Consider the following 14,148-nt stretch of genomic DNA (forward strand, 5'->3'; position numbering starts at 1 on the left):
TGACGGGCAAAGGTGCGTGCAAAGCACGCACCCTACGAGGCGCTGCAGCCGTCGGGCTTCCGTCAGTAGTCGCGTGGTTGCCCACGCGCCGTCCCGGTCCTGACTGGCAAAGGTGCGTGGTTGCCCACGCACCATGACCGACGTCACCCGATCAGGCGCACCGCCAGGGCCGGCAGGTCAGCATAGTCGTCCAGAAGCGCCTCTGGCTCCAGCGCGGCCATGTCCGGGCCCGCCGGCCCGAAGGTGACCAGCACCGACGGCACGCCCGCCGCCTTTGCGGTGTTGCGGTCGGTGTCGCTGTCGCCCACCAGGATCGACCGCGCCGGATCGCCCCCGGCCCGGCGGACGGCCTCTCGCAGGGGTTCCGGGTCGGGCTTACGGACCGGCAGTGTATCCGCGCCAACCAGAGATGCGAACGCATCCCGCACGCCCAGCCGCTGAAGCAGCAGGTCGGCCAGGGCCTCGGGCTTGTTGGTGCAGATCCCGACCTTCAGCCCGTCGGTCACCAGTTGCTCCACCGCCTCCATGGCGCCCGGATACAGCACCGTGTGATGGTCGATCGCCTCGGCATAGGCGTCCAGCAGGGTCTGGTAATAGCGGTCGGTCTCGGCCTCGATCCCGCCGGCCTCGTGACCCACGCGCGTCAGCCCGGTGCGCAGCATCATCCGCCCGCCCCGCAGCGCGACCTTGGCATCGGCCACCGGGTCCAGCACGTCGCCCAGCCCCATGTGGCGAAAGCAATGATTGGCCGCGGCGATCAGGTCGCCCGAAGTATCGGCCAGCGTGCCGTCCAGATCGAAGATCACCGTTGCCATACTATTCCCCTTGCCCATAGGCAGATCCCCGCCCGCGCCTGTTACACCCCGCAACTCAGATTGATCGGCGGGTCCCTTGCCATTGATTAACCGGCGGTTAAAACCACCGAAAGCGAAACGCAAAGGGTTTTCAGGTTCATGAACATCGCCCTCGTCCTTCTTGCGGCCGGCAAAGGCACGCGGATGAATTCAGACCTGCCGAAGGTGCTGCACCAGATCGCCGGCGCGCCGATGCTGGCACACGCGCTGCGCACGGGGCAGGTTCTGGAACCCGCGCGCACCGTCGTCGTGGCTGGCCACGAGGCCCGGATGGTCGCCGCAGCCACGGCCGAGATCGACGAGGATGCCACCGTCGTCCTGCAGGAAGAACAGCTCGGCACGGCCCATGCCGTCGACCAGGCCCGCACGGCGCTGGAAGGCTTTGACGGCGACGTCGTGGTCCTGTACGGCGACACGCCCTTTATCCGGGACGAGACGCTGGAGCGGATGATCGCTGCCCGCTGCAGCCATGATCTTGTGATCCTGGGGTTCGAGGCCGCGGACCCAAAGCGTTACGGCCGCCTGATGATGGACGGCGAAAGCCTGGAACGCATCGTCGAGTTCAAGGACGCGACCGAGGAAGAGCGCAAGGTCACCTTCTGCAATTCGGGCCTTGTCGCCTGTGACCGCGCTACGCTCTTCGCGCTGATCGCCGCCGTCGGCAACGACAATGCGGCCGGCGAATTTTACCTGACCGACATCGTCGCAATCGCCCGCGCCCGGGGCCTGAAGGTCACCGCCGTCGCCTGCGACGAGTCGGAAACGCTGGGCATCAATTCCCGCGCCGAACTGGCCCAGGCCGAGGCCGTGTTCCAGGCCAATGCGCGCGCCGAACTGCTTGATCTGGGCGTCACGCTGACCGCCCCCGACACCGTGTTCCTGTCCTATGATACCGTCATAGGTCGCGACGCAGAGATCGAGCCGAACGTCGTCTTCGGCCCCGGCGTGACGGTGGAAAGCGGCGCGCGGATCCGGGCCTTCAGCCACCTCGAAGGCTGCCACGTGTCGCGCGGCGCCATCGTCGGGCCTTACGCGCGGCTCCGCCCCGGCGCGGAACTGGCCGAAAACGTCCATGTCGGCAACTTCGTCGAAATCAAGAACGCCACGCTGGACGAAGGCGCCAAGGCCAATCACCTGACCTATATCGGCGATGCCTCGGTGGGGCCCCGCACCAATATCGGGGCGGGCACCATCACCTGCAATTACGACGGCGTTTTCAAGCACCGGACCGAAATCGGGGCGGACGTCTTCATCGGGTCCGACACGATGCTGGTGGCACCCGTGAAGATCGGCAACCGCGCGATGACGGCAACGGGCGCCGTCATCACCCGCGATGTCGAGGCGGACGCGCTCGCCATTGCGCGGGTGAAACAGGAAAACAAGCCGGGCCGCGCCAGCAAGCTGTTCGACATGCTCCTGGCGCGCAAGGCCCGGGAAAAACAGTAAGAACAACAAGGAGCAGCCCCATGTGCGGGATCATCGGCGTTCTGGGCGATCACGAGGCAGCCCCCGTCCTGGTCGAGGCGCTGAAGCGCCTTGAATATCGCGGCTACGACAGTGCCGGGATCGCGACTGTCAACCATGGCCACCTGGACCGCCGGCGGGCGGTAGGCAAGCTGGTGAACCTGTCGGACAAGCTGGTCCACGAACCGCTGGCCGGCAAGGCCGGGATCGGCCACACCCGCTGGGCCACCCATGGCGCACCGACCGAGGTCAACGCCCACCCGCATCGCGGCCGCACCGTGGCGGTGGTCCATAACGGCATCATCGAAAACTACCGCGAGCTGAAGGAAGAGCTGGCGGCGCTCGGCACGGAATTCGTGACCCAGACCGATACGGAAATCGTGGCTCTCCTGGCCCAGCGCTACGTGGATGAAGGCGCGGAACCGGTCGACGCGGCCTTCCGCACCGTCGACCGGCTGAAAGGCGCCTTTGCGCTGGCCTTCCTCTTCGACGGATACGAGGATCTGATCGTCATCGCCCGCATGGGCCCGCCCCTGGCCATCGGTCACGGCGACGGAGAGATGTATATCGGATCCGACGCCGTGGCGCTGGCGCCCCTGACCGACCGCATCACCTATCTGGAGGACGGCGACCGCGCCGTCATCACCCGCGCGGGTGCCGAGATCCGCGACGCCAAGGGCGCGCTGGCCAACCGCGAGATGCGCCAGGTCCGCCTGGACGCCACACGCGTCGACAAGGCCGGCTATCGCCACTTCATGGCGAAGGAGATCGACGAACAGCCCACCGTCGTGGCCGAGGTGATCAGCCACTATGTCCCCTCGGGCAGCGACGAGATCATCCTGCCCGACGACGGCATCGATTTTACCAAGGTGAACCGCCTGGTCCTGTCGGCCTGTGGCACCGCCTTCAATGCTTGCATGACCGCCAAGTACTGGTTCGAGAAGCTGGCCCGTATCCCGGTCGAAATCGACATCGCGTCGGAATTCCGCTATCGCGAGCCGCCGCTGGTGCCGGGAACGGTGTCGGTCTTCGTGTCGCAATCGGGCGAAACCGCCGACACCTTGGCCGCCCTGCGCTACTGCGCGGACAAGGCCGACCGGATCGTCGCGGTCGTGAACGTCCCCGAAAGCTCCATCGCGCGGGAAAGCGGCCTGGTGCTGCCGATCCATGCCGGGACCGAGATCGGCGTCGCCTCGACCAAGGCCTTCACGGCGCAGCTGACGGTGCTCTACCTCCTCGCGCTGAAGGCCGCTGCCGACCGCAAGGCCCTGAGCGGGGAACAGGTCGCCGACCGCCTCTCCGCGCTTCGCGGCCTGCCGGCGGTGATGAACGCCGCGCTGGATCTGGGCGATGCGGTCCAGCGGATCGCCATTGCGGTATCCGAAGCGCGCGACGTCCTCTTCCTGGGCCGTGGCACGATGTATCCGCTGGCGCTGGAAGGCGCCCTGAAACTGAAGGAAATCAGTTATATACATGCCGAAGGTTACGCGGCCGGCGAACTGAAGCACGGCCCCATCGCCCTGATCGACAGCAACGTGCCTGTGGTGGTCCTGGCCCCCGGCGACGACCTTTTCGACAAGACCATGTCGAACCTGCAGGAGGTGGTGGCCCGCGGCGGCAAGGCGGTTCTGATCTCGGACGAGACGGGGATCGCGCAGGCGGGTTCGGGCGTGTGGATGTCGGTGCCGATGCCGAAAGTGCATGGCGATCTGACCCCGATCCTCTATGCTGTGCCGGCGCAGCAGCTGGCCTATCACACCGCGGTGGCCAAGGGCACCGATGTCGACCAGCCGCGCAACCTCGCGAAATCCGTGACGGTGGAGTGACACCGGGGAGGATCCCATGGCCAAGCAGTTCGCAACGATCGAAGACGCGCACAAGCGTTTCATCGAAGACCAGTCCATCTTCTTCGTGGGCACCGCCGGTCCCGAAGGACGGGTGAACGTCTCGCCCAAGGGGATGGACTCGCTGCGGGTCATGGGGCCGAACCGCATCCTGTGGCTGAACATCACCGGATCGGGGAACGAGACGGCAGGTCATCTCAGGGAAATTCCGCGCATGACGCTGATGTGGTGCTCCTTCAACACCCGGCCGCTGATCCTGCGCACCTACGGCACCGCCCGGACGATCCATCGCGCCGATGCCGAATGGGCGGGCCTCGCCGCCCATTTCCCGGCCCATCGCGGCGCCCGCCAGATCTACGACCTCGACGTCGACCTGGTGCAGACGTCCTGCGGCTATGCGGTGCCCTTCATGGACAATCCCCGCCACCGTGACACTCTGGACCGCTGGACCGACGGTAAATCCGACGACGACCTGCACGCCTACTGGGCAGAGAAGAACACTGAAACCATAGACGGCAAGCCCACCGGCATCCCCGTCGTGACCTGAAACAGAGGTGCGTGCCACAGGTACGCACCGTGCCGCGGCCACCGCCCCGTCCCACCGCAATCGATCCGCTCTCCCGCCCATCCCTTCTTCGGTCTCCAAATACCTCGGGGGAGGCCGCCCAAGGGGCGGACGGGGGCAGAGCCCCCTAAGAACGCTGCCCAGATGCCAGACATCGCCCCCTATCTCGCCCAGCTCGAAGCTCTCGCCGACCAGTCCCAGGCCGACGCGCTGGCCGCCTATCACAAGGCCCCGCGCCGCTATCTCGGCATCCGCGTTCCCGTCGTGACCGAGCTTGCGAAGACCTGGCGGCAGGATCTGACGCTCGACGACCGCGTGGCCCTGGCCGCCGCCCTCTGGGACACGAATATCCACGAGGCGCGCGTGGCCGCCGCCAAGCTTCTGACCCAGGCCCGCATCCGCCCCGACGACGCTGTCTGGAACCTGACGCGGGGCTGGGTCCCGCAATTCGACGGCTGGGCCATCGCCGACCATGCCTGCGAAGCGATCCGCCGCCGGCTCGAGGCCGCGCCGGAGCGGCTGGACATCGTGGAAACCTGGACGACCTCGGACCACATGTGGACCCGCCGCGCGGCGCTGGTCGCCACCCTGCCCTGGGCGCGCTATCCCAATCCGAAGCCCGCCCAGTTGCAAGCCCGCGACCGTATCCTGGGCTGGGCTGCCGCCTATGTCCCCGATCGGGACTGGTTCATCCAGAAGGCCGTCGGCTGGTGGCTGCGCGACCTTTCGAAACACGATCCCGACCGCGTACGCGCCTGGCTCGGCGCCCATGGCGACGGCTTGAAACCCTTCGCCCGGAAGGAGGCCGGCCGGTATCTGCCGGATCCCGAAAGTCCGGCCTGAAGCCGTATCCGCGGCGGTGCTTGGGTAACCACGCACCCGACCGGCGGAGGGGCCGGGATTGGCGATGCAGGACTCTGGGCCATGGATCTGGGCCATGGAAAGGTGTCCCGGTCCTATGCCGGGATTGCGATGAACAACACCATCGGTGCGTGGAAACCATGCACCCTACCGGATGGCAGGGCTGCGATGGGCGTTGCGGAAACCTTGGCCGCGAGCCCGGTCGCGGAATGATACGGGGATCAAGGCCGTAGGGCGCGTGGTCCCCAAGCACCGCAAACCGACCTGCCCCGCGAACCGAAAGGCCCGTGGTCCGCGAGTCAGAGCGGATAGACGTCCAGATCCACCAGTTCGGTCAGAGGCACCTGAAGCACCTGCATGGTCTGAAGCGAGATGCGGCTGCCCGCCGTCGCCGGTCCGTCCAGCGGCTTCAAGGTCACCGTCGCCTCGACCCCGCTGTCCACGGCGATGATCCGGCCCTTGCGTTCGGTCTTGACCAGCGGCGTTTCCAGCCAGAGGCCGGTCACCGACGGATCGCCCAGGCCCGCCACGGTGCGCTGTGCCCCATTTGCGGGCGGCGGCGGGGGCGTGCCGTTGACCGGTGTCACGGCCGGCGTCGTGCCCCGTGTTTCGACCGTCGCGGCCTGCGCCCCGGTCGTGCCGGCGGCCGCGATGCCCGTCGCATCCGCGGGCGCGCCGACGGCGTCCTGCTTCTTGCCCAGGCCGATCCCGGGCAGGCTGATCGGACCGCCGACAGATTCGCAGCCCGCGACCAGCGACACGGCCATCAGGATCGGAAGGATTCGCAATGCCCGCCCCCCTAGTCGAGCGGCGTGCCGGCGGGCGGAACCGCGGTATCGGGCGCCATGTTGAAGGCCTTGTCGGCCTCGTCCATTTCCTGGTCGACGGTCGATTCTTCGGCCCGGGTCACGGGCTTCGGGGCTTTTTGCGACGCGCCATCCTCGGGCGGGGCGCCGATGTCGTCGGGGGATTTGCCCAGGTTCAGCTTGGGCAGGGTGATGGGCCCCAGGCCATCCTCGGCCCAGGCGGGAGCGGTCCAGAACGCCAGCGGCGCAGCCAGGACAAGCAAAACGGGAATAAGGCGCGTTTTCATGGGCGCACCCTAATCCGCCGCCGCAGTGCCGGCAATCGCGAAGGCCGGCAAGTACGCAGGAATGCGCCAGCCCCTTGTCGCTGGACCGTTGCGGCTATACCTCTGTGCCCATGGATCCTATGACGCCGGCCCCTCTTATCGACCCCTTCGCGCGCGCGATCACCTACCTTCGGGTCTCGGTGACCGACCGCTGCGATTTCCGCTGCGTCTACTGCATGTCGGAAAACATGACCTTCCTGCCGAAGAAAGAGCTTTTGACGCTGGAGGAACTGGACCGGCTGTGTTCCACCTTCATCCGCCTGGGCGTAAAGAAGCTGCGCATCACCGGGGGCGAACCGCTGGTGCGCCGCGGGATCATGACCTTCTTCGGTGCGATGGGCCGCCACCTCGACTCGGGTGCCCTGGACGAGCTGACGGTGACCACCAACGGCTCGCAGCTGGAGAAATACGCGGACGACCTCTTCGCCGCCGGCGTGCGGCGGATCAACCTGTCGCTGGACACGCTGGACGACGACAAGTTCGCGGCGATCACCCGCTGGGGCCGCCTGCCCCAGGTCCTGCGCGGCGTCGACGCGGCGCAACGGGCCGGCCTTCGGGTCAAGATCAACGCCGTGGCCCTGAAAGGCTTCAACGAGGAAGAGCTGCCGCGCATCACCCAATGGTGCGCCGAACGCGGCATGGACCTGACCTGGATCGAGGTCATGCCCATGGGCGATATCGGCAACGAGAACCGCCTGGGCCAGTACTGGTCCCTGCGCGATGTCCGCCGCGCCTACGAGGACCACTACACCGTCACCGACCTGGCCGAACGCACCGGCGGGCCCGCGCGTTACGTGCGGCTGGAGGAGACGGGCCAGAAGATCGGTTTCATCACGCCGCTTTCCCATAATTTCTGCGAAAGCTGCAACCGCGTGCGCGTGACCTGCACGGGCGAGATCTTCATGTGCCTGGGCCAGGAAGACCGCGCCGACCTGCGCGCGCCGCTGCGGGCGCATCCGACCGACGACGCGCCCCTGGAACAGGCGATCCGCGCCGCCATCGGCCTGAAACCCAAGGGCCACGATTTCGACTATTCGCGGCAGAGGCTCGACGGGCAGATGACGCGGCACATGAGCCATACGGGCGGCTGATGCCGCGCCCTGCCCGCCCGCACCCGACGGCACTGTTCCGTCTTTACCGGGTGGTCGCGGCCTGCCTTGCCCCCTTCGCCTTTCGCAAGGTGTCCGCGAAACTGGAAGCGCACGGCGTGCCACTGGTCCGGCAACGCGAACGGCTGGGCCTCGCCTCGGTCCACAGGCCCGACGGCCCGATCCTGTGGTTTCACGGCGCGTCCGTTGGCGAAAGCGTGTCGGTCCTCAGCCTGATCGCGGAAATGGGCAGGCGCCTGCCGGACTGGTCCTTCCTGATCACGTCCGGCACCGCAACCTCGGCCGAGATCGTCGGCAAGCGTCTCCCACCCCGAACCCTTCACCAGTTCGCGCCGCTGGACGCGCCGGGACCGGTGAAGTGCTTCCTGGACCAGTGGCATCCCGAAGCGGCGGTCTTCGTCGAAAGCGAACTCTGGCCCGTCACCCTGATGGAAGCCCGCGCGCGCGGGCTTCGGCTTGGTCTGCTGAACGCCCGCCTGTCGGAAAAGTCGCGCGCAGGCTGGCTGAAACGGCCGAAGACGGCACGGATGCTGATGGACGTCTTCGACATCCTGATCGCCCAGAACGCCGAAATGGCGGGGCATCTCCGGGACATGGGCGCCGACCCTGCCCGGATCCGCACCGGGGCCAACCTGAAATCCGTGGCTGCCCCCCTGCCTGTCGACGACGACACGCTGAACGCCCTGCGAACGGCGCTGGACGGCCGGCCGGTCTGGGCCGCCTCCTCGACCCATCCGGGCGAGGAGGAAATCGTGCTGGCCACCCACGCGACCCTGCGCGCCAGATGGCCCGACCTGTGCCTGGTCCTGATCCCCCGCCACCCGGAACGCGGCGACGCGGTCGAGGCGCTGGTGCGTGGGGCGGGCCTGTCGGTCGCACGGCGGTCGAAGGGCGAAGTTCCGGGTCCGGAGACGGCCGTCTACCTGGCCGACACCCTGGGCGAGACCGGCACCTGGTACGCGCTTTGCCCGATCGTCTATATGGGCGGCGGGCTGGTGCCGGTCGGCGGTCATAACCCGTTCGAACCGGCCCGCGCCGGCGCGGCAGTGCTGACCGGCCCGCAGGTCTTCAATTTCACGGAAACCTTCGCGCCCCTCCTGGCCTGTGACGGTGCCCTCGAAGTGGCCGATGGCGCGGCCTTGACGGCGGCGCTGGCCCGCTGGCTCGACGATCCGGCCGCATTGGCCAAGTCGCGCGAGGCCGCCCGGGGATTTGCCGCGGCAACCGAAGGGGCGCTCGATGCGGTGATCGATCCGCTGGTCGAGGCATTGGCTCTGGATTCCCGACAGGGCCAGGGCCGCCTGGGTGCTCTGCCCCCGCCCGCCCTTAGCGCGGCCTCCCCCGAGGATATTTGAAGACCGAAGAAGTCTGGGGCGTCGCAACATCAATAGACAGCGGCGCTGCGCGTCAGCGCGCGCGAATGGCCCGCTCGATACCCGCGTCAACGCCGGAAGACCCAGAGCGTCCGGGCCTTCTTCTTTTCACAAATACTCCCGCCGGAGGCATCCGACGGCAACACCTGGTGCGCGGCCGGCAAGGTCATCCGACCGGCCGCGGCAGCCTTAGGGTGCGTGCTCTGCACGCACAACGCCCTGTCACGCGGCAGGCATCCGCGCCTCGACGATGCCCGCGTACCAGCTGCAGCCCGCCGGAATGGCCTCGTCGTTGAAGTTGTAGTCGGGCGTGTGGACCATGGCCGTGTCGCCGTTGCCGACAAGGATATAGGCGCCGGGGCGTTCTTCCAGCATGAAGGCGAAATCCTCGCCGCCCATGACCTGGGGGGCTTCGTCGCAGGATCCGGCCACGGCGCGGGCCACATCGGCGGCGAATTCGGTCTGGTCCTCGGAATTCACCATAACCGGGTAGTTGCGCTTGTAGGTCAGGTTGATCGTGCCCCCGAAGGTGGCGGCGATACCGGCGCAGATCTCGGTCATGCGGCGCTCGGTCAGGTCACGCATGCCGGGCGACATGGTGCGGACCGTTCCCTTCAGCTCGACCGATTGCGGGATCACGTTGAAGGCCTTGGTCCCCGTCTCGAAGGAGGTGACCGAGACGACGACCTGGTCCACCGGGTCGGCATTGCGGCTGGCGATGGTCTGGATCGCGGTCACCAGATGCGCGGCCATCACGGTCGTGTCGACCGATTCATGCGGCTCGGCCGCATGGCTGCCCTTGCCCACAAGGTCGATGGTGAAGATGTCGGTGGCGGCAAAGAAGGCACCCGGGCGGATGGCGAAGCTGCCCGTTGGCATGCCCGGCCAGTTGTGCATGCCATAGACCTCCTGGATGCCCCAGCGGTCCATCATGCCGTCCCTGCACATCTCGCGGCCGCCGCCGCCGCCTTCTTCCGCCGGCTGGAAGATCACCACCGCCGTGCCGTCGAAATTGCGCGTCTCGGCCAGGTATTGCGCGGCGCCCAGCAGCATCGCCGTGTGGCCATCATGGCCGCAGGCATGCATCGCCCCCGGCGTCTTCGAAGCATAGTCGAGCCCCGTGGCCTCCAGGATCGGCAGCGCGTCCATGTCGGCCCGCAGGCCAATGACCTTGCCCGCGCTGTCTGTCTTGCCGCGGATCACGCCCACGACACCGGTCTGGCCGATGCCCTCGACCACCTCGTCGCAGCCGAAGGCGCGCAGCTTTTCCGCGACCAGGGCAGATGTCCGGTGGGTTTCGAACAGGATTTCGGGGTTTTCGTGGATGTCACGGCGCCAGGCGGTGATGTCGCCGTGCAGCTCGGCAAAGCGGTTCTTGATCGGCATCTGTCAGTCCTCAGGCAGCCGGCATCCGGCGTTCCACCAGTTCGGAGAACCAGGAACAGCCGGCCGGGATGGCTTCGTCATTGAAATCGTAGGCGGGGTGGTGCAGGCCGGCGGTATCGCCGTTACCCAGGAAGATGAAGGCGCCGGGGCGTTCCATCAGCATGTAGGAAAAGTCCTCTCCCCCCATGATCAGGGGCGCCTCGCCACAGCCGCCAGAGACGGAGGTCGCGATTTCGGCCGCGAATTCGGTCTGGTCCGGGGCGTTGATCGTGACCGGCACGTAACGGTGATAGGTCAGTTCGGCCTTGCCGCCGAAGGCCTCGGCCGTCTTGGTGATCACCTCGCCCATCCGCGCCTCGATCAGGTCCTGGAGTTCCGGCGAATGGGTGCGGACGGTGCCACGCAGTTTCACAGTCTGCGGGATCACGTTGAAGGCATGGGTCGCCGTGTCTACGGACGTCACCGACAGCACGCCCTGCAGGATCGGATTCGCATTGCGCGAGATGATGGTCTGCAGCGCCAGGATGATGTGGGATGCGATGATCGTCGAATCCACCGTTTCGTGCGGTTTGGCGGCATGGCCGCCGCGGCCCGTCACATCGATGAAGAATTCGTCGGTCGCGGCCAGCATCGGGCCCGAACGGATCGCGAACTGGCCGACCGGCAGGCCGGGCGTGTTGTGCAGGCCATAGACCTCGTCGACGCCGAAGCGGTCCATCACGCCTTCGTCCATCATCGCCTTGGCGCCTGTGCCCAGTTCCTCGGCCGGCTGGAACAGCAGCACCACGGTGCCGTCGAAATTCCGTGTATCGGCCAGGTAGGCCGCGGCCCCCAGAAGGATCGAGGTATGGCCGTCATGGCCGCAGGCATGCATGGCTCCGTCGGTCCCGGACGTGTGTGCCACGCCCGAGGCTTCGAGGATCGGCAGCGCGTCCATGTCGGCGCGCAGCGCGATCACCTTGCCCGACGTATCGGTCCTGCCCTTGATCACACCGATGACACCGGTCTGGCCCACACCTTCGATCACCTCGTCACAGCCGAACCCCCGCAGTTTTTCGGCCACGATCCCGGCAGTGCGGTGAGTTTCGAACCCGATTTCGGGGTGGGTATGGATGTCGCGCCGCCAGGCCGTGATTTCGGGCAGGAGGGCGGCGAACTGGTTCTTGACCGGCATGGGTCGTCCTTTCAGATGGGCCGTCAGGCAGCGGGCATGCGTCGTTCGACCATTTCGGCGAACCACGAACAGCCCAGCGGGATGATTTCGTCAGAGAAGGTATAGGCGGGATGGTGACACATCGGTGTGTCGCCGTTCCCGATGAACATGTAGGCGCCGGGCCGTGCTTCCAGCATATAGGAAAAATCCTCGGCCGGCATCATCGGCGGGGTGTTGTCCTCGACGGCCGCGTCACCGACCACGGCGCGCGCCGCCTCGATCGCATATCCGGTCTGGTCCTCGTGGTTCACGGTCACAGGGTAGCCGCGGTCATAGAGAACTTCGGCCGTAGCGCCAAAGCTGGTGGCGGTGGCTTCGGCAATCGCGCGCACCCGTTCCTCGACCAGGTCGCGGACGGAATTGTCCAGCGTCCGGACCGTACCCTTCAGCGTCACCGTGTGGGGAATGATATTGTAGCTGTCGGTGTCGGACATCATCGTCGTGATGGTGACGACAACGGATTTCAAAGGGTCCACGTTCCGCGCCGCAATCGATTGCAGCGAGACGACAATCTGCGCAGCCACGAGGTTCGTGTCGATCGCCTCGTGCGGCATGGCACCATGGCCACCCTTCCCCGTCACCACGATGTCGAAACTGTCGACCGACGCCATCAGCGACCCCGACCGGATCGCGAACTGGCCCACAGGGACGCCCGGCATGTTGTGCATGCCATAGACTTCCTGCACACCCCAGCGGTCCATCAGCCCGTCCTTGACCATTTCCAGGCCACCGCCACCGCCTTCTTCGGCCGGCTGGAAGATCAGGACCACGGTGCCGTCGAAATTCCGTGTCTCTGCCAGGTACTTGGCGGCGCCCAGCAGCATCGCGGTGTGGCCGTCATGGCCGCAGGCATGCATCTTGCCCGGGATCTGGGACGCGAAGGGCACGCCCGACGCCTCGTCCATCGGCAGCGCGTCCATGTCTGCGCGCAGGCCGATCACGCGGCCCTTTGTATCGGTCTTGCCCTTGATGGTCGCCACGACACCGGACTGGCCGATGCCGGTGGTGATATCCTCGATCCCGAACGACTTCAGCCGTTCGACCACGAAGGCCGTGGTTTCCGGCAGGTCGAACATCAGTTCCGGGGTTTCGTGCAGCGTATGGCGCCAGCCTGCGATCTCGTCGGCCATTTCGGCCAGCCGGTTGCGGATCGGCATGTCAGTGTCCTTTCAGTCTGGAAAGCAGCTTCTCCATGAAGGCCTTTCCGGCATCGAACTGTTCGATGGTTATGAATTCATTGGGCTGGTGGGCCTGGGCGATGTCGCCCGGTCCGCAGACCACGGCCGAATAGCCGTGATTCTGGAAATGCCCGGCCTCGGTCCCGTAGCTGACCGCGTGGGTCGCATTGTCGCCGGTGATCGAGCGCACCAGTTGCTCGGCCGGGCCGTCTTCCTCGGGGCGCAGGCCCGGGACCCGGAAGAACGGGTCCAGCTGGATGGATGTCGTCGGCTGTTTTTCCTGCATCGTCTTTTCGATCTCGGCCACTTCGGCCTCGAACCTGGCCTTCCAGTCGTCGATGCTTTCCGTCGGCAGGACCCGCATCTCCATCGCGAATTCGCAATCCTTGGCAGTGATGTTGCGTGCGGTCCCACCTTCGATCAGGCCCACATGGAAGGTGGTGAAGGGCGGTTTGAAAAGCTGCGCTGCCGGACCCGGCTCCTGCGCCTGGATCTCCTCGTTCGTGGTGTTGACCCAGTTCAGCAGGCGGCCCGCTTCCAGGATCGCGCTGACGCCGTAAGGCAGCAGCGAGGAATGAACCTCGAACCCGTGGACATGGACCTTGTAGCCGGTGCCACCCTTGTGGGCCGTCACCGCCTCCATCATCGACGGCTCGCCCACGATCACGGCTTCGGCCTTGGGCAGGACGGGCGCCATCGCCTTGATCAGGGGTTCAGCGCCGATGCAGCCGACCTCCTCGTCATAGCTGAGCGCGATCTGCAGGGGCCGTTTCAGGTCGGCATGGGCGGCTTCGACCAGCGCCCAGATCGACAGGGCGTCGAACCCTTTCATGTCGGTGGTGCCGCGGCCGTAAAGCTTGCCGTCCTTCTCGACCACCGTGAAGGGATCGGTGTCCCATTGCTGCCCGTCCACCGGCACAACGTCGGTATGGCCCGACAGGACGACCGCCCCTTCCTCCCACGGGCCGACATGGGCAAACAGCGCAGCCTTCTGCCCGTCCTCGTGATAGTGGCGGTGCGCCGTGATGCCATGCGAGGCGAGGTACTCCTCGACCCAGACGATCAGGGGCAGATTGGTATCGCGGCTGACCGTCGGGAACGAGACGAGGGCATCCAGGATCTGGCGGGGGCTTAGGCGGGCGGATGCAGTATTCATTGGACGTCTCTGG

The 14,148-nt window shown here is 66.5% G+C and carries 13 protein-coding genes; 6 read left to right on the forward strand and 7 right to left on the reverse strand.

Features of this window, described 5'->3' with window-relative positions; genetic code table 11:
* Positions 1 to 143: 143 nt before the first annotated feature.
* Positions 144 to 815 (reverse strand): HAD-IA family hydrolase, encoded by a 672-nt coding sequence (locus FQK05_RS02185; RefSeq protein WP_158964138.1) that lies wholly within the window; start codon positions 813 to 815, stop codon positions 144 to 146.
* 138 nt (positions 816 to 953) lie between these two features.
* Between FQK05_RS02185 and glmU the strand changes: the two genes are divergently transcribed.
* From glmU to FQK05_RS02205, 4 genes are all read left to right on the forward strand, one after another.
* Positions 954 to 2,300, forward strand: a complete 1,347-nt coding sequence (glmU, locus tag FQK05_RS02190; RefSeq protein ID WP_158964140.1) for a bifunctional UDP-N-acetylglucosamine diphosphorylase/glucosamine-1-phosphate N-acetyltransferase GlmU — start codon at positions 954 to 956, stop codon at positions 2,298 to 2,300.
* A gap of 20 nt (positions 2,301 to 2,320) precedes the next feature.
* Positions 2,321 to 4,144 carry a glutamine--fructose-6-phosphate transaminase (isomerizing) gene (glmS, locus tag FQK05_RS02195; RefSeq protein ID WP_158964143.1) on the forward strand — a complete coding sequence of 608 codons (1,824 nt, stop codon included), beginning with the start codon at positions 2,321 to 2,323 and terminating at the stop codon, positions 4,142 to 4,144.
* A gap of 16 nt (positions 4,145 to 4,160) precedes the next feature.
* A complete protein-coding gene (locus FQK05_RS02200) occupies positions 4,161 to 4,709 on the forward strand; it encodes a pyridoxamine 5'-phosphate oxidase family protein (protein ID WP_158964145.1) in 549 nt (182 codons plus the stop codon).
* 162 nt (positions 4,710 to 4,871) lie between these two features.
* On the forward strand, positions 4,872 to 5,570 hold the full coding sequence (locus FQK05_RS02205; RefSeq protein WP_158964147.1) for a DNA alkylation repair protein: 699 nt from the start codon (positions 4,872 to 4,874) through the stop codon (positions 5,568 to 5,570).
* Positions 5,571 to 5,887: 317 nt separating this feature from the next.
* Here FQK05_RS02205 and FQK05_RS02210 read toward each other — a convergent pair whose 3' ends face one another.
* Both FQK05_RS02210 and FQK05_RS02215 read right to left on the reverse strand, forming a co-directional pair.
* Positions 5,888 to 6,376, reverse strand: coding sequence for a hypothetical protein (locus FQK05_RS02210; protein WP_158964149.1), 489 nt, complete (start codon positions 6,374 to 6,376; stop codon positions 5,888 to 5,890).
* 11 nt (positions 6,377 to 6,387) lie between these two features.
* Positions 6,388 to 6,681, reverse strand: a complete 294-nt coding sequence (locus FQK05_RS02215; RefSeq protein WP_158964151.1) for a hypothetical protein — start codon at positions 6,679 to 6,681, stop codon at positions 6,388 to 6,390.
* 119 nt (positions 6,682 to 6,800) lie between these two features.
* Here FQK05_RS02215 and moaA point away from each other — a divergent pair, with 119 nt between their 5' ends.
* On the forward strand, positions 6,801 to 7,811 hold the full coding sequence (moaA, locus tag FQK05_RS02220) for a GTP 3',8-cyclase MoaA (RefSeq protein ID WP_158964153.1): 1,011 nt from the start codon (positions 6,801 to 6,803) through the stop codon (positions 7,809 to 7,811).
* Positions 7,811 to 9,184, forward strand: coding sequence for a 3-deoxy-D-manno-octulosonic acid transferase (locus tag FQK05_RS02225; protein WP_158964155.1), 1,374 nt, complete (start codon positions 7,811 to 7,813; stop codon positions 9,182 to 9,184). Before moaA ends, FQK05_RS02225 begins: the two co-directional genes overlap by 1 nt.
* 240 nt (positions 9,185 to 9,424) lie before the next feature.
* Here the strand turns inward: FQK05_RS02225 and FQK05_RS02230 are convergent, their stop codons facing one another.
* The 4 genes from FQK05_RS02230 to argE are packed head-to-tail and all read right to left on the reverse strand — an operon-like array spanning position 9,425 to position 14,135.
* Positions 9,425 to 10,588 carry a M20 aminoacylase family protein gene (locus FQK05_RS02230; RefSeq protein WP_158964157.1) on the reverse strand — a complete coding sequence of 388 codons (1,164 nt, stop codon included), beginning with the start codon at positions 10,586 to 10,588 and terminating at the stop codon, positions 9,425 to 9,427.
* Between the two features lie 10 nt (positions 10,589 to 10,598).
* On the reverse strand, positions 10,599 to 11,762 hold the full coding sequence (locus tag FQK05_RS02235; protein ID WP_158964159.1) for a M20 aminoacylase family protein: 1,164 nt from the start codon (positions 11,760 to 11,762) through the stop codon (positions 10,599 to 10,601).
* Positions 11,763 to 11,785: 23 nt separating this feature from the next.
* Positions 11,786 to 12,958, reverse strand: a complete 1,173-nt coding sequence (locus FQK05_RS02240; protein WP_158964161.1) for a M20 aminoacylase family protein — start codon at positions 12,956 to 12,958, stop codon at positions 11,786 to 11,788.
* Between the two features lies 1 nt (position 12,959).
* Entirely contained in the window at positions 12,960 to 14,135 is a 1,176-nt protein-coding gene (gene argE / locus FQK05_RS02245) for an acetylornithine deacetylase (protein WP_158964163.1), read from the reverse strand.
* Between the last annotated feature and the right edge of the window lie 13 nt (positions 14,136 to 14,148).

It is taken from the genome of Chachezhania sediminis (assembly GCF_009765275.1).
In the GTDB taxonomy this organism is placed as follows: Bacteria; Pseudomonadota; Alphaproteobacteria; order Rhodobacterales; family Rhodobacteraceae; genus Chachezhania; species Chachezhania sediminis.

Coding starts and splice junctions, on each gene's coding strand:
- FQK05_RS02185 (WP_158964138.1), bottom strand. CDS start 815: ATGGCAACGGTGATCTTCGATCTGGACGGCACGCTGGCCGATACTTCG.
- glmU (WP_158964140.1), top strand. CDS start 954: ATGAACATCGCCCTCGTCCTTCTTGCGGCCGGCAAAGGCACGCGGATG.
- glmS (WP_158964143.1), top strand. CDS start 2,321: ATGTGCGGGATCATCGGCGTTCTGGGCGATCACGAGGCAGCCCCCGTC.
- FQK05_RS02200 (WP_158964145.1), top strand. CDS start 4,161: ATGGCCAAGCAGTTCGCAACGATCGAAGACGCGCACAAGCGTTTCATC.
- FQK05_RS02205 (WP_158964147.1), top strand. CDS start 4,872: ATGCCAGACATCGCCCCCTATCTCGCCCAGCTCGAAGCTCTCGCCGAC.
- FQK05_RS02215 (WP_158964151.1), bottom strand. CDS start 6,681: ATGAAAACGCGCCTTATTCCCGTTTTGCTTGTCCTGGCTGCGCCGCTG.
- moaA (WP_158964153.1), top strand. CDS start 6,801: ATGACGCCGGCCCCTCTTATCGACCCCTTCGCGCGCGCGATCACCTAC.
- FQK05_RS02225 (WP_158964155.1), top strand. CDS start 7,811: ATGCCGCGCCCTGCCCGCCCGCACCCGACGGCACTGTTCCGTCTTTAC.
- FQK05_RS02230 (WP_158964157.1), bottom strand. CDS start 10,588: ATGCCGATCAAGAACCGCTTTGCCGAGCTGCACGGCGACATCACCGCC.
- FQK05_RS02235 (WP_158964159.1), bottom strand. CDS start 11,762: ATGCCGGTCAAGAACCAGTTCGCCGCCCTCCTGCCCGAAATCACGGCC.
- FQK05_RS02240 (WP_158964161.1), bottom strand. CDS start 12,958: ATGCCGATCCGCAACCGGCTGGCCGAAATGGCCGACGAGATCGCAGGC.
- argE (WP_158964163.1), bottom strand. CDS start 14,135: ATGAATACTGCATCCGCCCGCCTAAGCCCCCGCCAGATCCTGGATGCC.